Annotated in this window: 15 protein-coding genes; 13 read left to right on the forward strand and 2 right to left on the reverse strand. The window is 71.6% G+C overall.

Annotated features, from left to right (window positions below):
• Position 1: 1 nt before the first annotated feature.
• The 7 genes from ACIBQ8_RS25885 (at position 2) to ACIBQ8_RS25915 (ending at position 9,621) form a co-directional block, all read left to right on the forward strand.
• Positions 2-1,069 carry a glucose-1-phosphate thymidylyltransferase gene (locus ACIBQ8_RS25885; protein WP_397154511.1) on the forward strand — a complete coding sequence of 356 codons (1,068 nt, stop codon included), beginning with the start codon at positions 2-4 and terminating at the stop codon, positions 1,067-1,069.
• Positions 1,066-1,995, forward strand: coding sequence for a dTDP-glucose 4,6-dehydratase (gene rfbB, locus ACIBQ8_RS25890; protein WP_397172982.1), 930 nt, complete (start codon positions 1,066-1,068; stop codon positions 1,993-1,995). The genes ACIBQ8_RS25885 and rfbB overlap by 4 nt, the downstream gene beginning before the upstream one ends.
• 13 nt (positions 1,996-2,008) lie before the next feature.
• Entirely contained in the window at positions 2,009-2,860 is an 852-nt protein-coding gene (rfbD, locus tag ACIBQ8_RS25895) for a dTDP-4-dehydrorhamnose reductase (protein ID WP_397172984.1), read from the forward strand.
• Complete coding sequence (locus tag ACIBQ8_RS25900) at positions 2,845-3,804, forward strand: endonuclease/exonuclease/phosphatase family protein (RefSeq protein ID WP_397172985.1); 960 nt, start codon at positions 2,845-2,847, stop codon at positions 3,802-3,804. Before rfbD ends, ACIBQ8_RS25900 begins: the two co-directional genes overlap by 16 nt.
• Before the next feature lie 52 nt (positions 3,805-3,856).
• Entirely contained in the window at positions 3,857-4,627 is a 771-nt protein-coding gene (locus tag ACIBQ8_RS25905; RefSeq protein WP_397193165.1) for a WecB/TagA/CpsF family glycosyltransferase, read from the forward strand.
• On the forward strand, positions 4,624-5,739 hold the full coding sequence (locus ACIBQ8_RS25910; protein WP_397193166.1) for a hypothetical protein: 1,116 nt from the start codon (positions 4,624-4,626) through the stop codon (positions 5,737-5,739). Before ACIBQ8_RS25905 ends, ACIBQ8_RS25910 begins: the two co-directional genes overlap by 4 nt.
• A gap of 69 nt (positions 5,740-5,808) precedes the next feature.
• A complete protein-coding gene (locus ACIBQ8_RS25915) occupies positions 5,809-9,621 on the forward strand; it encodes a LamG-like jellyroll fold domain-containing protein (protein ID WP_397193167.1) in 3,813 nt (1,270 codons plus the stop codon).
• On the opposite strand, the gene ACIBQ8_RS25920 is transcribed toward ACIBQ8_RS25915, so the two are convergent.
• Together ACIBQ8_RS25920 and rfbC are read right to left on the reverse strand one after the other, a co-directional pair.
• Positions 9,618-10,448 carry a glycosyltransferase gene (locus ACIBQ8_RS25920; protein ID WP_397193168.1) on the reverse strand — a complete coding sequence of 277 codons (831 nt, stop codon included), beginning with the start codon at positions 10,446-10,448 and terminating at the stop codon, positions 9,618-9,620. The two genes, ACIBQ8_RS25915 and ACIBQ8_RS25920, sit on opposite strands and share 4 nt — an antisense overlap.
• Positions 10,442-10,999: a dTDP-4-dehydrorhamnose 3,5-epimerase gene (gene rfbC, locus ACIBQ8_RS25925; protein ID WP_352364730.1), complete on the reverse strand. Its 558-nt coding sequence runs from the start codon at positions 10,997-10,999 to the stop codon at positions 10,442-10,444. The genes ACIBQ8_RS25920 and rfbC overlap by 7 nt, the downstream gene beginning before the upstream one ends.
• 96 nt (positions 11,000-11,095) lie before the next feature.
• Here rfbC and ACIBQ8_RS25930 point away from each other — a divergent pair, with 96 nt between their 5' ends.
• The 6 genes from ACIBQ8_RS25930 to ACIBQ8_RS25955 are packed head-to-tail and all read left to right on the forward strand — an operon-like array spanning position 11,096 to position 16,985.
• Positions 11,096-12,301 (forward strand): class I SAM-dependent methyltransferase, encoded by a 1,206-nt coding sequence (locus ACIBQ8_RS25930; RefSeq protein ID WP_397173533.1) that lies wholly within the window; start codon positions 11,096-11,098, stop codon positions 12,299-12,301.
• Positions 12,298-13,077: a sugar phosphate nucleotidyltransferase gene (locus ACIBQ8_RS25935; protein WP_397172996.1), complete on the forward strand. Its 780-nt coding sequence runs from the start codon at positions 12,298-12,300 to the stop codon at positions 13,075-13,077. The genes ACIBQ8_RS25930 and ACIBQ8_RS25935 overlap by 4 nt, the downstream gene beginning before the upstream one ends.
• On the forward strand, positions 13,074-13,721 hold the full coding sequence (locus tag ACIBQ8_RS25940) for a PIG-L deacetylase family protein (RefSeq protein WP_397193169.1): 648 nt from the start codon (positions 13,074-13,076) through the stop codon (positions 13,719-13,721). The genes ACIBQ8_RS25935 and ACIBQ8_RS25940 overlap by 4 nt, the downstream gene beginning before the upstream one ends.
• Positions 13,721-14,737 carry an NAD-dependent epimerase/dehydratase family protein gene (locus ACIBQ8_RS25945; RefSeq protein ID WP_397193170.1) on the forward strand — a complete coding sequence of 339 codons (1,017 nt, stop codon included), beginning with the start codon at positions 13,721-13,723 and terminating at the stop codon, positions 14,735-14,737. Before ACIBQ8_RS25940 ends, ACIBQ8_RS25945 begins: the two co-directional genes overlap by 1 nt.
• Positions 14,734-16,008 carry a DUF4910 domain-containing protein gene (locus ACIBQ8_RS25950; RefSeq protein WP_397193171.1) on the forward strand — a complete coding sequence of 425 codons (1,275 nt, stop codon included), beginning with the start codon at positions 14,734-14,736 and terminating at the stop codon, positions 16,006-16,008. Before ACIBQ8_RS25945 ends, ACIBQ8_RS25950 begins: the two co-directional genes overlap by 4 nt.
• On the forward strand, positions 15,996-16,985 hold the full coding sequence (locus ACIBQ8_RS25955; protein ID WP_397193172.1) for a hypothetical protein: 990 nt from the start codon (positions 15,996-15,998) through the stop codon (positions 16,983-16,985). The genes ACIBQ8_RS25950 and ACIBQ8_RS25955 overlap by 13 nt, the downstream gene beginning before the upstream one ends.
• The last annotated feature ends 52 nt before the right edge of the window (positions 16,986-17,037 follow it).

Below are 17,037 nucleotides of genomic sequence, written 5' to 3' on the forward strand. Positions count from 1 at the left end.
AGTGAAGGCACTCGTGCTCGCCGGAGGGTCGGGCACACGGCTCCGGCCCATCACGCACACCTCGGCCAAGCAGCTGGTCCCCGTCGCCAACAAGCCGGTCCTGTTCTACGGGCTGGAGGCCATCGCGGCGGCCGGGATCCGGGAGCTCGGCCTGGTGGTCGGGGACACGCAGGCGGAGATCGAGACGGCCGTGGGGGACGGCTCGGCGTTCGGGCTGCAGGTCACCTACCTCCGCCAGGAGGCGCCGCTCGGGCTGGCCCACGGCGTGCTGATCGCCCGCGAGTTCCTGGGCGACGACGACTTCGTCATGTACCTGGGCGACAACTTCGTCGTCGGCGGCATCAACGACCTGGTGGACAGGTTCGCCAGGGAGCGGCCCGCCGCGCAGATCATGCTGACCAGGGTCGGCGATCCCGGCCAGTTCGGGGTCGCCGAGCTGGACGCGAAGGGCCGGGTGGTCGGCCTGGAGGAGAAGCCGGCCCGGCCCAAGAGCGACCTGGCGCTGGTCGGCGTCTACCTGTTCAGCCCGGCGATCCACGCCGCCGTCGCCGAGCTCAAGCCGTCGTGGCGGGGGGAGCTGGAGATCACCGACGCCATCCAGTGGCTGATCGAGGCCGGGCTGCGCGTGGAGTCGTCGGTGATCTCGGGATACTGGAAGGACACCGGCAACGTCACCGACATGCTGGAGGTCAACCGGCTGGTCCTGGAGTCGGTCGAGCCCGGCGTGCGCGGGCGGGTCGACGAGGCCAGCGAGCTGATCGGCCGGGTCGTGGTCGAGCCGGACGCGGTGGTCGAGCGCTCCCGCGTGGTCGGCCCGGCGATCATCGGCCGGGGGGCGCGCGTCCAGGACAGCTACGTCGGGCCGTTCACCTCGGTCGGCGCGTCGTGCGTGGTCACCGGCAGCGAGATCGAATACTCGATCCTGCTGCCCCGGGCGTCCATCGACGGCGTCGGCCGGATCGAGGCGTCACTGATCGGCCACGACGTCGAGGTCACCCGAGCGCCCAACACGCCCAGAGCCCACCGCCTCGTGCTGGGCGATCACAGCAAGGTACAGATCACTACATGACAAGAATTCTGGTGACGGGCGGCGCGGGATTCATCGGCTCCCACTTCGTCCGGGGGCTGCACGACGCGTACGTCACGGTCCTCGACAAGCTCACCTACGCGGGGAACCGGGCCAACCTCGAAGGGGTGCGGCACGAGTTCGTCCACGGCGACATCTGCGACGCCGAGCTGCTGCGCGAGGTCGTCCCCGGCCACGACCTGGTGGTGAACTTCGCCGCCGAGTCGCACGTCGACCGGTCGATCGAGGGCGCCGCCGCCGAGTTCATGCGGACCAACGTGCTCGGCACCCAGACGCTGCTGCAGGCGTGCCTGGACGCGGGCACGCCGAAGGTCGTCCAGGTCTCGACGGACGAGGTCTACGGGTCGATCGACATCGGCTCCTGGGACGAGTCCGCGCCGGTGCGCCCGCGGTCGCCGTACGCGGCCAGCAAGGCGGGCGGCGACCTGATCGCCCGCTCGTACGCCATCACCTACGGCCTGAACGTGTCGATCACCCGCTGCGGCAACAACTACGGCCCCCGGCAGTACCCGGAGAAGCTGATCCCGCTGTTCGTCACGAACCTGCTGCGAGGCCGCCCGGTGCCGCTGTACGGCGACGGCGGGAACGTGCGCGACTGGATCCACGCCGAGGACCACTGCGCCGGCATCCGCCTGGTCGCCGAGAAGGGCGAGCCCGGCGAGATCTACCACATCGCCGGCACCGCCGAGCTGACGAACAAGGAGCTGACCGCCCGCCTGCTCGAAGCCTGCGGCCGCGGCTGGGACTCGGTGCGCCACGTCGAGGACCGCAAGGGCCACGACCGCAGGTACTCCCTGGACGACAGCAAGCTGCGCAAGCTCGGCTACCGCCCGGAGATCCCGTTCGACCAGGGGCTGAAGGACACGATCCGCTGGTACGCCGAGCACCGCGACTGGTGGCCCGCGTGACCGGGCGCCTGCCATGAGGTGGCTCGTCACGGGCGGCGGCGGGATGCTGGCCGCCGACGTCCTGGAACGGGCCGGGCTGACCGGCGAGCCGGTGCTCGCGCTCGGCCGGTCCGAGCTCGACCTGTGCGACCGGCGCGCGGTCCGCGACTTCGTCGCCGCCTACCGGCCGGGCGTGGTGGTCAACTGCGCCGCCTGGACCGCCGTGGACGACGCCGAGACCCACGAGACCGAGGCGCTGGAGATCAACGGGCACGCGGTGGGCTGGCTGGCCGAGAGCTGCGCGCGGGCCGGGGCGCGGCTCGTGCACGTCTCCACCGACTACGTCTTCGACGGCGCCGCGCCGGACCCGTACCCGGAGGACGCGCCGACCGCGCCGGTGAACGCGTACGGCAGGACCAAGCTCGCCGGCGAGCGGGCGGCGCTGGAGCACGGGCACCACGTGGTGCGCAGCGCCTGGCTGTACGGCGCGGCCGGCCCCAACTTCGTCCGGACCATGATCAGGCTGGCGGCCGAGCGCGACACCGTGGACGTGGTCGACGACCAGCACGGCCAGCCGACGTGGACCGCCGACCTGGCCGACTACCTGGTACGGCTGGCGCGCTCCGACCTGCCGCCGGGCGTCTACCACGGCACCAGCTCCGGGGAGACGACATGGTGCGGCCTGGCCAAGGAGATCTTCACGCTGCTCGGCCTGGACCCCGAACGGGTGCGCCCGGTGAGCTCGGCGGGCTTCCCCCGGCCGGCCCGGCGTCCGGCCAACAGCGTGCTCGCGCACACGAAGGGAGAGCCGATCCGGCACTGGCGCCAGGCGCTGCGCGCGGCCTGGCCGGTGCTGACGCGCGGGCGCCGGTGCGGCGCCGCGTAGGCGGCGCGGTGCTGTGGCTCATGGTGTGCGGCCTCGCGGGATGGGCGGGGCTGCGGCTGCTGGGGTGGGAGCCGAAGTTCCTGTGGTCGCAGCTCGTGTCGTTCACGCCGTACGCGGCGGCGCTGTCGGTGGTGCCGCTGGCGTTCGCGCTCTACCTGCGCGCCGGGGCGCTGATCGCCGCTGCACTCGCCGTGACGTGCGCGTTCGCGGTGGCCGTCGTGCCGCGCGCGGTGCCCGAGGGCAACCCGCCGGCCGCCGGGCCGGTGCTGCGGGTGCTGGCGGTCAACCTGCTGCACTCCTCCGTGCTGCCGCCGGTGCTGGTGGAGACGGTCGAGCGCGAGCGGCCCGACGTGCTGCACCTGCTGGAGTTCACCGGCCTGATGCGGGAGCGGGTGGAGGAGCTGGGGCTGACGCGGCTGCTGCCGTACCGGATCGTGCTGCCGGGGGAGGACTCGTCGGGCGCGGCGATCTACTCGCGCTACCCGTTGCGGGCCGCGGACTCGCCGATCGCGGCGCCGCCCTTCGAGGAGAGCCCGCGCCACCTGCCCGCCGTCGTCACGCTGCCGGGCGGGCGGGAGGCCGAGATCGTCGCCGTGCACGCGTGCGCGCCCTCGGAGGGCTGGCGCACGGCCTGCTGGGCGTCGAGCATCCGGGCGCTGCCGCCCGCCGGCGGCCGCCTGCGGATCCTGGCCGGGGACTTCAACTCCACGCTCGACCACGCGGTGCTGCGCGACCTGATCGCCACCGGCTACCGGGACGCCGCCGACGTCACCGGAAAGGGTCTCTCCATGACCTGGCCCTACTACGAGCAGCCGCGGCTGTTCCCGAAGGTGGCCATCGACCACGTGCTGGCCGACCGGCGGATCGCGGTCCGGAGCTTCCAGACCCTGCGGGTGCCGCGGACCGACCACCGGGCCACGCTCACCGAGCTGGTCCTTCCTTGATGTGACGTTTCCGGAGCTGAGACCGATATGTCATGGACACCCAGGGGGACGGATGACGAGGTTGCCGGAGCGGAGGACGGTGTTCGGCACCGTGCTGGACGCCCTCACCATGAACCAGGTGATCGCCCGCTGCGTGGCGGCCGTCGCGGACGGCGGCAGGCTGACCATCGGCGTGGTGAACGCCGCCAAGGTCGTCAACATGCGCGCGGACGCCGCCCTGCGTCAGTCGGTGCTGGACAGCGACCTCGTGCTGGCCGACGGACAGGCGGTGGTCTGGGCGGCGCGGGCGCTCGGGCACCGGATCCCCGAGCGGGTGGCGGGCATCGACCTGTTCACCGAGCTGATGGCCGAGGGCGCCCGGCGCGGCTACCGGGCCTACTTCCTCGGCGCGACCGCCGAGGTGCTGGCCGGGGTGCTGGACGAGGTGCGCGCCCGCTACCCGGGCCTGGCCGTCGCCGGGTCCCGCGACGGCTACTTCGCGACGGAGGAGTCGGCCGAGGTCGCCGCCGAGATCGCCGCCTCGCGGGCCGACCTGCTGTTCCTGGGCATCACCTCGCCGAAGAAGGAGATCTTCATCCGCGAGTGGGGCGAGCGCACCGGGGCGCGGATCATCCACGGCGTGGGCGGCTCGTTCGACGTGCTGGCCGGACGCACCCGCAGGGCGCCGGTGCGCTGGCAGCGATTAGGGCTGGAATGGCTCTACCGCATGCTCCAGGAGCCGCTGCGGCTCGGGCCGCGCTACGTGCGCACCAACGGCAGTTTCCTGCTCCTGGTGGTCAGGGAGTGGGCCGGTGTCAGACGCAGGATCGAGGAGACGACGTGACGGATCACCGGATCGCTCTGCTGAGCTCCGGCCACCAGGACTTCGTGCGGGGCATGCTGGACCTGTCGGTACGCGGCCTGCCCCCCGGCTACGGCGAGGGCGGCTTCGTCTTCACCCGCCGGGGCCGCCGACAGGCCGACGGCACGTGGACGGCGGTGCCCGAGGGGCGCAGCATCCGCTACTCCGCGATCGTCGCGCTCGGCGTGGCCACCCTGGAGGAGGCCCGGCAGCGGGCGGCGCTGGCCGGTGACGACGTCCTCGACCTGGTGGGGAACCTGGTCAAGCGGCTTCCCGAGGTGACCGGCGCCGGCGACGCGGCGCTGATCTGCTGGGCGGCGGCCGAGACCGGGCACGCCGACCTCGACCTGGCCCTGCGCCGCCTGGCCGAGCTGGACGCGGGCGAGCAGATCCACACCGTCGAGGCGGCGTGGGCGCTGGCCGCCCTGGTCGCGGCCGGGGTGCGCGACGGCCGGACGGAACGCGCCCGCGAGCGGCTGCTCGGCGGCCTGGCCGGCAACCGGCTCTACCCGCACGCGCTCGGCCGGGGCCCGCTGGTGCCGCGCTACCGCGCCCACGTGGGGTGCTTCGCCGACCAGGTCTACCCGCTGCAGGCGCTGGCCCGGCTGCACGCCGCCACCGGGGACGCCGAGGCGCTGCGGGCCGCCGAGCAGGTGGCCGCGGGCATCTGCCGGGCCCAGGGGCCGGAGGGGGAGTGGTGGTGGCACTACGACGCCCGTACCGGCTCGGTGGTGGAGGGGTATCCGGTCTACAGCGTCCACCAGCTGTCCATGGGGCCGATGGCGCTGCTGGACCTGGCCGACGCGGGCGGCACGGCGTACGTGGCGGAGATCTCCAAGGGGCTCGACTGGATGATCGGGCGGCCCTCGTTCGTGCTCGACGACCTGGCGCTGACCTGGCGGAAGGAGGCCAGGGCCGATCCGCGCAAGCTGGTGCGCGGGCTGCGGGCGATGGCGACGGGCGTGCACAAGGAGATGCGGCTGGGCGTCCTGGACCGGGTCTACCCGCCGGTCGCCGTGGACCGGGAGTGCCGGCCGTACGAGCTGGGGTGGCTGCTGTACGCGTGGCTGGCCAGATGCGGACAAAGCGCGTGACTTAGCCCTGAATCGGTGCGATAGATCGATCCAGGGCTCGGGGGATTTTTCCGTTTCAAGGGGGTTCCCGTGTTACGGCGGCTTCGCCATGCGCTTTTATCCGTCCTGCTGATCACGACCGGGCTGGCGATCGTCGCGCCGCCGCCCGCGCAGGCACTGCCGGGCAGCTTTCAAAGACAGGTGGTCTTCAGCGGCCTGACCAATCCGACCAACATCGAGTTCGCCTCGGACGGCCGGGTGTTCGTCGCCGAGAAGAGCGGCCTGATCAAGGTCTTCGACTCCCTCGCCGACACCACGCCGGCGATCTACGCCGACCTGCGCACGCAGGTGCACAACTTCTGGGACCGCGGGCTCCTCGGCCTGGCCCTGCACCCGGACTTCCCGGCCGACCCGCGCATCTACGTGCTGTACTCCTACGACGCGGTGCCCGGCGGCAGCGCGCCGCGCTGGGGCGCGGCGGGCGTCAGCGCCGACCCGTGCCCGACCCCGCCCGGCGCGACCGGGGACGGCTGCCTGATCACCGGGCGGCTGTCCGTGCTGGCGCCCTCGGGCGGCTCGGTCGCCGAGACCCCGCTGATCACCGGCTGGTGCCAGCAGCACCCCAGCCACTCCGTCGGCGACCTGGCGTTCGGCCCCGACGGCATGCTCTACGCCAGCGGCGGCGACGGCGCCAGCTTCAACTTCGCCGACTACGGCCAGGACAACCTGACCAGCTCCGACGTCACCCCGGACAACCCCTGCGGCGACCCGCCCTCGCCCGTGGGCACCGCGCTCGCCCCGCCGGCCGCCGAGGGCGGCGCGCTGCGCTCGCAGGACCTGCGCACCGGCGGCGACCCGGCGGGCCTGAACGGCAGCATCATCCGGGTCGACCCGGACACCGGCGCGGCGGCCCCCGGCAACCCGAACGCGGGGAGCAGCGACCCCAACGCGGCCCGGATCATCGCCTACGGCCAGCGCAACCCGTTCCGCATCACCGTACGGCCCGGCACGAACGAGATCTGGGCGGGCGAGGTCGGCTGGAACACCTACGAGGAGATCAACCGGATCACCTCGCCCACCGGCCCGGTCAGCAACTTCGGCTGGCCCTGCTACGAGGGCCCGGCCCGGCAGGGCGGCTACGACAACCTGAACCTGACCCTCTGCGAGAACCTGTACGCGGCGGGCCCGGCGGCGGTGACGCAGCCGTACTTCGCCTGGAACCACGCCTCCAAGCCCGCGCCGAACGACCCGTGCCCGTCGGGCGGGTCGTCCTCCAGCGGCGTCGCGTTCTACGAGGGCGGCTCCTACCCGGCCGCCTACGACGGAGCTCTGTTCTTCTCCGACTTCAGCAGGTCGTGCGTCTGGGTCATGACCAAGGGCGCGAACGGCCTGCCCGACCCGGCGACGGTGACCACGTTCGACTCGGGGATGCCCGCCGTGGAGGTGCAGACCGGCCCCGGCGGCGACCTGTTCGCGGTCGACTACACCAACGGGCAGATCATCCGGTACCTGTACAACAACACCCCGCCGACCGCCGTCATCGGCGCGAGCGCGACCTCGGGCAACGCGCCGCTCACGGTGAACTTCACCTCCGCCGGCTCCGCCGACGCCGACGGCGACCCGCTCACCTTCCGCTGGGACCTGGACGGCGACGGCGACTACGACGACTCCACCTCGGCCACGCCGTCCCGCACCTACGCGCAACCCGGCTCCTACGTGGTGAAGCTGCTGGCCGACGACGGGCGAGGCGGCCAGGGGACCGCGACCGTGACGATCAACGTGAACAACACGGCGCCGACGGCGACGATCAACTCGCCGTCGCCCTCGCTGACGTGGGCCGTCGGCGACACGATCACGTTCTCCGGCACCGGCACCGACGCCCAGGACGGCACGATCCCCGGCTCGCGGATGCAGTGGAAGCTGATCATGCATCACTGCCCCAGCACCTGCCACGAGCACGAGATCACCACCTTCACCGGCACCGGCGGCTCGTTCGCGCCGCCGGACCACGAATACCCGTCGCACCTGGAGCTCCGGCTGACCGTGACCGACGCGCACGGCCTGACCGACACCAAGAGCGTGCTGCTGCAGCCGAAGACGGTGAACCTGACCTTCCAGACCGTGCCCGCCGGGCTGCAGCTCGGCTTCAACAGCGAGCAGACCGTCGCCCCCTTCACCAGGACGGTGATCGTCGGCTCCCACAACTCGGTCTCCGCACCCTCGCCGCAGAGCTCCGGCGGCTCCAGCTACACGCTCGCCTCCTGGTCCGACGGCGGCGCGGCCACCCACAACGTCACGGCGCCGGCCACCGCGGCGACCTACACCGCGACCTACCAGCAGTCCCAGGTGCCGGACGGCCTGGTGGCGGCGTACGGCATGGACGCGGGCGCCGGGACGGCGGTCGCCGACGCCTCGGGCAAGGGCAACAACGGCACGGCCGCGAACACCACGTGGTCCCTGACCGGCAAGTACGGCCAGGCGTTGTCGTTCGACGGCACATCGAGCTGGGTGACGGTGGCCGACTCCAGCTCTCTGCGTCTGACCGGCGGGATGACGTTGGAGGCGTGGGTGCGTCCGTCGAGTGTGACGGGGTGGCGGACGGTGCTGATGAAGGAGTTCGGGGCTGATCTGGCGTACGCGATCATGGGGAGCGGCGGCAGCGGTCCTGCGGCGTTCGTCTACACGTCGTCGGGGGCGAATGCTCCGGCGGCGGGCAATCTGCCGTTGAACGTCTGGAGTCATGTGGCGGCGACCTATGACGGTTCGACGTTGCGGATGTTCGTCAACGGCACGCAGGTGGCGACGAATCCGACGGTCGGCAACCTGCGTACCGGGACGAGCCCGTTGCGGATCGGCGGGAACAGCGGCTCGGGCGAGTACTTCAGCGGCCTGATCGACGAGGTGCGGGTCTACAACAAGGCGCTGACCGCCGCCCAGATCGCCACCGACATGAACACCCCGGTCGGGCAGCAGGGACCGCCCGACACGCAGCCGCCCACCGCCCCCGGCTCGCTGGCCGCGACCGGCGGTCAGGGCAGCGCCCAGCTCACCTGGACGGCCTCGACCGACAACGTGGCCGTCACCGGGTACACCGTCCACCGGTCGGCGACCGCCGGGTTCACGCCGTCCGGGGCCAACCAGGTGGGCTCGACCGCGAGCACGTCGTTCACGGACTCGGGGGTCGCGGCGGGCACGTACTACTACCGCGTCGTGGCCTTCGACGGCTCCAGCAACACGGGGCCGCCGTCCAACGAGGCGTCCGCAGTGGTCACCCAGCCGCCGACGGTCAGCGGGCTGGTGGCGGCGTACGGCATGAACGCGGGTACCGGGACGGCCGTCGCCGACGCCTCCGGCAACGGCAACAACGGCACCCTCACCGCGGCGACCTGGACGGCCGGCAAGTACGGCCAGGCGTTGTCGTTCGACGGCACGTCGAGCTGGGTGACGGTGGCCGACTCCGCTTCTCTGCGTCTGACCGGCGGGATGACGTTGGAGGCGTGGGTGCGTCCGTCGAGTGTGACGGGGTGGCGGACGGTGCTGATGAAGGAGTTCGGGGCTGATCTGGCGTACGCGATCATGGGGAGTGGCGGCAGCGGTCCGGCGGCGTTCGTCTACACGTCTTCGGGGGCGAACGCTCCGGCGGCGGGCAATCTGCCGTTGAACGTCTGGAGTCATGTGGCGGCGACCTATGACGGTTCGACGTTGCGGATGTTCGTCAACGGCACGCAGGTGGCGACGAATCCGACGGTCGGCAACCTGCGTACCGGGACGAGCCCGTTGCGGATCGGCGGGAACAGCGGTTCGGGCGAGTACTTCAGCGGTCTGATCGACGAGGTGCGGGTCTACAACAAGGCGCTGACCGCCGCCCAGATCACCACCGACATGAACACGCCGGTCAGCTAGCTCCGGCTGCTCTCGTCGCGCAGCCAGGTGGTGTAGTCGCCCGCGCGGATCGCGCGGGCGGCCCGCCGCCTGGCCAGCACGGCCATCGCGGCGAAGACCGCCGCCGCGCCCGCCAGGCGCGGCTCCTTCGCCACGATGGCCGCCAGGTCGCGCGGGCCGGTGCGCTCGCCCGCGCCGGCCGAGGTCCGCTCCAGCTCGGTGACGCTGGTCATGGCCCGGACCCGGCGGCGCAGCAGGTCGCCGACCGTGCGCGGCGGATGGATCACCGCGCGGGCCGTGCCGACGATCACGCGTTCGTCGGGCGTGAAGGCCAGCGAGGCGGTCAGGTCGTCGGCCATCACCGGCGGCAGCGCGCGCAGCCGTTCGTTGCCTGCGGCGTTCACCGCGATCACGCCCCGGGCGAACAGCCCGGTGCGGACGTGCGGCAGCCGGGTCCAGATCGCGTAGTAGGCGCGCACCGGCCACGGGCGGTCGGCCAGCGTCAGGTCCCGCTCCGGCGCGGCGGCGAGCGGCCCGTCCGGCGCGGCCAGCACGGCCGCCAGCGCGCGCGCCGAGGCCGTGCTGAGCTCGATGTCGGCGTCGACGTACAGGCGGGGGTAGCCGCGGGCGGCCGCGTCGCCCATGCGCAGCGCCGCGCTCTTGGAGGGGACGGGCGTCGTCAGCACCCGGACGTCGTACGGCCGGGCCACCTCGGCCGTGCCGTCGGTGCAGCCGTTGGCCACGACCACCACGTCGAACTCGCCGGGCGCCGCCTCGCCGAGCAGGCCGTCCAGCAGCCGGCCGAGCACCTTGGCCTCGTTGTGGGCCGGGATCACGACGCTCACCACGACGGCAGTATCCCCGCGTCGCGGGCCTGCTTGAGCGTGGGGGCGGCGGCGTCCTTCGCCGACAGGACCGGCTCCACGTCGATCGGCCACTCGATGGCGAGATCGGGGTCGAGCGGGTGGATGCCGTGCTCGTGGGCCGGGTCGTACGGGGAGGAGCAGAGGTAGACGACCGTGGCCGACTCGCTGAGGGCCATGAAGCCATGGCCTAATCCCTCGGTCAGGAAGATGCCCTGGCGCGAGACGTCGTCCAGCCGCACCGCCTCCCACCGCCCGTACGTCGGCGACCCCACGCGGACGTCCACCACGACGTCGAGGGCCTCGCCCGCCACGCACATGACGTATTTGGCCTGGCCGGGCGGCACGTCGGCGAAGTGGATGCCGCGCAGCACTCCGCGGCTGGAGACCGAGCAGTTGACCTGGGCCAGCTCGATCGAGCGCCCGGTCGCCTCCCGCAGGTCGGCGGCGCGGAAGCTTTCCAGGAAAACGCCCCGGGGATCGCTGAGGATGCGGGGGGTGTAGAGCAATGCTCCATCGATGCTCAGGCGTTTCATGAAGACACTTGTAACACTCATTGCCGCCCACCCGAAGTATGGCTGTGGGTTTCCAAAGGGGGAAATCTTGTCATTTCTGGGTGGGGCCCTTTGTTGATGACATCGTGCCGGTTGTGCGGCTCGACGGACCTGGTCGGCGTGGTGGATCTCGGGGCGACACCGCCCTGTGAGCTCTTCCTCACGGCGGAACAACTGGATCAGCCCGAGCTCACCTATCCCCTTCATCTGCGGGTTTGCACGGGCTGCTGGCTGGCCCAGATCCCGCCGTTGATCACGCCGGAAGAAACTTTCACCGAATACGCCTACTTCGCGTCATTTTCCGCCTCCTGGGTGGAGCACGCGCGGCGGTTCGTCGACACGGCCGTGGAACGGTTGAAGCCGTCGTTCGTGGTCGAGGTGGCCAGCAACGACGGCTACCTCCTGCAGCACGTGGTCGCACGCGGCATCCGGTGCCTCGGCATCGAGCCGTCGGCCAACGTGGGGCAGGCGGCCAAGGACAAGGGCGTGCCGACGCTCACCGCGTTCCTGACCCCGGAGACGGGCGCGTCGGTGCGGGACGGGAACGGTCCCGCCGACCTGGTGGTGGCCAACAACGTCTACGCGCACATCCCCGACGTCATCGGCTTCACCAAGGGGCTGCGCGCCCTGGTGGCCGACGACGGATGGGTCTCGATCGAGGTCCAGCACCTGCTCACGCTCGTGGAGCTGAACCAGTACGACACGATCTACCACGAGCACTTCCAGTACTACACGGTGGCCTCCGCGCAGCGGGCGCTGGCGAGCGGCGGCCTGACCCTGGTCGACGTCGAGCTGCTGCCCACCCACGGCGGGTCGATCCGGCTGTGGGCGCGGCCCTCGGGCAGCCCGTCCGGCCGGGTGCTCGACGTGCTCGCCAGGGAGAAGGCCGCCGGGCTGCACGACCTCTCCGGTTACGCGGGGTTCGCGGAGCGGGTCGCCCGCGTCCGCCGCGACCTGCTCCGATTCCTGATCACCGCCGCCGAGGAGGGCAAGACGGTCGCCGGGTACGGCGCGCCGGGCAAGGGCAACACGCTGCTCAACCACTGTGGCGTCCGGCCGGATCTGCTGGCCTACACGGTGGATCGCAATCCGTACAAACACGGCAGGTTCACGCCGGGCACCAGGATCCCGATCGCTCCGCCGGAGCGCATCGCCCAGGACCGCCCGGACTATGTGCTGGTCCTGCCGTGGAACCTGCGCGAAGAGCTCACCGCTCAGCTCTCCTATGTGCACGAATGGGGAGGCCGGCTGGTCTTCCCGATCCCACACCTGGAGGTCGTGTGAAGGTTGTCCTGTTCTGCGGAGGATTCGGCACCCGGATGCGGACCGGTGTGCCGGGCGAGGTGCCCAAACCGATGGCGCTCGTCGGTCCGCGACCGCTGCTCTGGCACGTGATGCGCTACTACGCCCACTTCGGACACAAGGAGTTCATCCTGTGCCTGGGGTACGGCGCCCACCACATCAAGGACTTCTTCCTCGGCTACCAGGAGGCCACGTCCAACGACTTCGTGCTGCGCGGCGGCAAGGTCGAGCTGCTGTCGAGCGACATCTCCGACTGGTCCATCTCGTTCGTGCAGACCGGGACGGACTCCCCGATCGGGGAGCGGTTACGCCGGGTGCGCCGCCATCTGGGCGACGACGAGGTGTTCCTCGCCAACTACGCCGACGTGCTCACCGACGCGCCGCTGCCCGAGATCATCGACCGGTTCGCCGAGTCCGGCGCGGCCGCCTCGATGATGGTGGTGCCGCCGTCCCAGACCTTCCACTGCGTGGACGTCGGCGAGAACGGACTGGTCGGCGGCATCTCGCCGGTCAGCGAGATGCCGGTGTGGGTCAACGGCGGCTACTTCGTGCTGACCCAGGAGATCTTCGAGCACATCCCGGAGAACGGCGACCTGGTCGCCGACGGCTGCGCCGAGCTGGCCAAGCGCGGACGCCTGCTGGCCTACCCCCATCGCGGCTACTGGCGGCCCACCGACACCGTCAACCAGCGCATGGAGCTGGACGAGGCGTACTCGCGCGGCGTGCGCCCGTGGGCTCTGTGGGAACGGTCCCGGTGATCGGACTGCGTCCCGGGGGCGTGACCTCCGTCGTGGCGCTCGCCGCGCACTGCGACGACCTGGCGATCGGAGCCGGCGGCAGCCTGCTGACGATCTGCGCTGCCCGTCCCGGCCTGCGCGTGGACGCGCTGGTGCTGTCCGGCGGCGGGACCGAGCGGGAGGAGGAGGAACGGGCCGCGCTGGCCGACTTCTGCCCCGGCGCGGACCTGCGGGTGAGCGTGCTCAAGCTGCCCGACGGCTACCTGCCGGCCCGCTGGGAGGAGGCCAAGGCCGCGGTCGAGGAGCTGCGGGCCCGCACCGAGCCCGATCTGATCCTGGCGCCCTGGCGCGGCGACGCCCACCAGGACCACCGGGGGCTGGCCGAGCTGGTGCCCACCGCCTTCCGCGACCACCTGACGCTCGGCTACGAGATCGTCAAATGGGACGGCGACCTGGCCGCCCCCGCCGTCTACCAGCCGCTCGCCCCGGAGGTGGCCGGGCGCAAGGCGGACCTGCTCCAGCGCCACTACGCCTCCCAGCGGCACCGCCCGTGGTACGACCGCGAGGCGTTCCTGGGCCTGGCCCGCATCCGGGGCATCGAATGCCACGCGCGGTACGCCGAGGCGTTCCACGTGTCCAAGCTGACCGTCGATCTGGAGAACTGATGCGGGTACTTCTCACCGGCCACCAGGGCTACCTGGGCAGCGTGATGGCCCCCGTCCTGGCCGAGGCCGGGCACCAGGTCGTCGGCCTGGACTCCGGCCTGTTCGCCGACTGCGTGCTCGGGCCAGAGCCCGAGCCGGTCGAGGCGCACGCAGTGGACCTGCGCGACGCCGGGCCCGAGCACGTCGCCGGGTTCGACGCGGTGATCCACCTGGCCGCCCTGTCCAACGACCCGCTCGGCGCGCTCGCGCCCGACCTGACCTACGACATCAACCACCACGCCTCCGTACGGCTGGCCAGGCTGGCCAGGGACGCGGGCGTGCGCCGCTTCCTGTACGCCTCCACCTGCTCGGTCTACGGCGCCTCCGGCGGCGCGGACCTGCTGGACGAGGAGGCCCCGCTGCGCCCGGTCACGCCGTACGCCGAGTCGAAGGTGCGGGTCGAGGACGACCTGACCGCGCTGGCCGACGACGACTTCACCCCGGTGTTCCTGCGCAACGCCACCGCCTTCGGGTTCTCGCCGCGGCTGCGCGCCGACATCGTGCTGAACAACCTGGTGGGCCACGCGCACCTGACCGGCGAGGTCCGGGTGTTGTCCGACGGCACCCCGTGGCGTCCGCTGGTGCACGCCAGGGACATCGCCGACGCGTTCGCCGCCGCCCTGACCGCGCCGCGCGAAGCCGTGCACGCCACGGCCTTCAACGTGGGCACCGAGGTCAACAACGTGACCGTGGCCGAGATCGCGTCCGAGGTGGTCGCGGCCGTCCCCGGCTCGACGCTGACGATCACCGGCGAGACGGGCGCCGACCCGCGCTCCTACCGCGTCGACTTCTCCCGGATCAGGTCCGCCCTGGGTTACGAGGCCCGCTGGACGGTCAAGGCGGGCGCCGTCGAGCTCATCGACGCCTACCGCGAGCACGGCCTGACCAGGCACGACTTCGACCGCCGCTTCACCAGGCTGGCCCGGCTCGCCGACCGGCGCGAGGCCGGCACCGTCGACGCCACCCTGCGGCCATGACCGGCCCGGAGATGCACGACCTGGTACGGCGGCTCTACCCGCTGTGCCGCAGCATCACCGGCGACGGCCTGCGCCGCACCCTGGAGATCATCAGCGGGTCGGCCCCGCTGGAGATCACCGAGGTGCCGACGGGCACGCAGGTGCTCGACTGGACGATCCCCCGCGAGTGGAACATCCGCGACGCCTACGTCAAGGACGCCGCCGGGAACCGGGTCGTCGACTTCCGGAAGTGCAACCTGCACGTCGTCGGCTACAGCGCGCCGGTCGAGGCCACCATGCCGCTGGCGGAGCTGCGCGGGCGCCTGCACACGCTGCCCGGCCAGCCGGACCTGGTGCCGTACCGGACCAGCTACTACGCCGAGACCTGGGGCTTCTGCCTGAGCCAGAACACCCTGGACGGGCTGGCGGACGGGCCGTACGAGGTCAGGATCGACTCCACGCTCGCCGACGGCCACCTGACCTACGGCGAGCACGTGATCCGGGGCCGCAGCTCGGAGGAGGTGCTGATCTCCTGCCACGTGTGCCATCCCTCGCTGGCCAACGACAACCTGGCCGGGGTGGCGGTGGCGGTGGCGCTGGCGGCGCTGGTCAGGGAGCTGGCCGACCCCTGGTACACCTACCGGTTCGTGTTCGCCCCCGGCACCATCGGCGCGATCACCTGGCTGGCGCTCAACCGCGAGCGCGTGGACCGGATCAGGCACGGCCTCACCCTGGCCTGCGCCGGGGACGCCGGGACGGTCACCTACAAGCGCAGCAGGCGCGGCGACGCCGAGATCGACCAGGTCTTCGCGCACGTGCTCAAGGACCGGCCGCACACCCTCCTGGACTTCTCGCCCTACGGCTACGACGAGCGGCAGTACTGCTCGCCGGGGTTCGACCTGCCCGTGGGCTCGCTGACCAGGACGCCCTACGGGAGTTACCCGGAGTACCACACCTCGGCCGACGATCCGGACTTCGTGCGGCCCGAGGCCATGGAGGACACCCTGGAGACGCTGTGGGGCGCCGTACGGGTCCTGGAGGGCAACCGCCGCTACCAGAACCTCAGCCCGTACGGCGAGCCCCAGCTCGGGGCGCGCGGCCTGTACGGCTCGCTGGGCGGCCGCAGTGACACGAAACAGGCCCAGATGGCGATGTTGTGGGTGCTCAACCTTTCCGACGGGCGGCACAGCCTGCTCGACATCGCGGAACGGTCGAACCTGCCGTTCCAGGCATTGGCGGACGCGGCGAACGCCCTGCAGAACGCGGGCCTGCTGAAGGAGTGGGTGGATTGAGCCTGGCGCTGAAAGTCGGCGACGTGGTCGAGGTTCTCAGTGCTGAAGAGATCCTGGCGACCCTCGATGAGCGCGGAGAGCTGGACAGCCTTCCGTTCATGCCGGAGATGCTGCGGTTCTGCGGGCAACGGCTCACCGTCCACAAGGTGGCCAACAAGCTCTGCGACACGATGACCAGGACCGGGATGCGGAAGATGGAGGACGCCGTCCACCTGACCGGCTCCCGCTGCGACGGCACGGCCCACGGCGGCTGCCAGACGGCCTGCCTGCTCTACTGGAAGACGTCCTGGCTGCGGAAGGTCGACGGGCCGCCGACGGCCGAGGGGCAGGTCCGTCCCGAGCGGCCGCTGCTGCCGCTGCTGGAGGTCAACACCCGCAAGGAGCCCGCGCCGGACGGCGAGGAACGGTTCCGCTGCCAGGCGACCGAGCTGCTGCGGGCCGCCCCCGAGCTGCTCCCGTTCCGCGACCTGGGCCAGTACGTCACGGACGTCCGGGTGGGCAACGCCGGGATCGCCTCGACCGTCCGGACGCTGTTCTTCGGCCTGTTCAACCGCTACCAGCGGCTGTCCAGGAAGTTCCCCCGGGCGCTGCGCTTCAGGGGCGGCCTGGACTGGGGGTTCGTGCAGCCCGGCCCGCACACCGGCCCGGCCCCGACCGGGACGACCGACCTCCAGCCGGGCGAGCTGGTCCGCGTCAAGTCCAAGGACGAGATCGTCGCCACGCTCACCACCAAGGGGTTCAACCGGGGGCTGGGCTTCGAGGAGGACATGGCCCGGTCGTGCGGCAAGGTCGCCCGGGTCACCGCGCGGGTCGAGCGCTGCATCGACGAGAAGACCGGAAAGCTGCTTGAGATGAAAAATCCGTGCATCGCCTTGGACGGAATCATCTGCGACGGTGTGTACAAGTCCAACTGCCCCCGCGCGTTCATCCCGTTCTGGCGGGAGATCTGGCTGGAGCGGGTCAACGAGCAAAAGTAGGGCACAGCATGGTTGATCAGGCGAGCCCGGACATCAGTGACATTGGGCGCAA

The sequence above is a fragment of the Nonomuraea sp. NPDC049646 genome (genome assembly GCF_044465525.1).
In the GTDB taxonomy this organism is placed as follows: domain Bacteria; phylum Actinomycetota; class Actinomycetes; order Streptosporangiales; family Streptosporangiaceae; genus Nonomuraea.

What these genes read in the sequence shown, in the direction of transcription:
- rfbD (WP_397172984.1), top strand. Translation starts at nt 2,009, where the DNA reads ATGAGGTGGCTCGTCACGGGCGGCGGCGGGATGCTGGCCGCCGACGTC.
- ACIBQ8_RS25945 (WP_397193170.1), top strand. Translation starts at nt 13,721, where the DNA reads ATGCGGGTACTTCTCACCGGCCACCAGGGCTACCTGGGCAGCGTGATG.
- ACIBQ8_RS25905 (WP_397193165.1), top strand. Translation starts at nt 3,857, where the DNA reads ATGACGAGGTTGCCGGAGCGGAGGACGGTGTTCGGCACCGTGCTGGAC.
- ACIBQ8_RS25930 (WP_397173533.1), top strand. Translation starts at nt 11,096, where the DNA reads ATGACATCGTGCCGGTTGTGCGGCTCGACGGACCTGGTCGGCGTGGTG.
- rfbB (WP_397172982.1), top strand. Translation starts at nt 1,066, where the DNA reads ATGACAAGAATTCTGGTGACGGGCGGCGCGGGATTCATCGGCTCCCAC.
- ACIBQ8_RS25950 (WP_397193171.1), top strand. Translation starts at nt 14,734, where the DNA reads ATGACCGGCCCGGAGATGCACGACCTGGTACGGCGGCTCTACCCGCTG.
- rfbC (WP_352364730.1), bottom strand. Translation starts at nt 10,999, where the DNA reads ATGAAACGCCTGAGCATCGATGGAGCATTGCTCTACACCCCCCGCATC.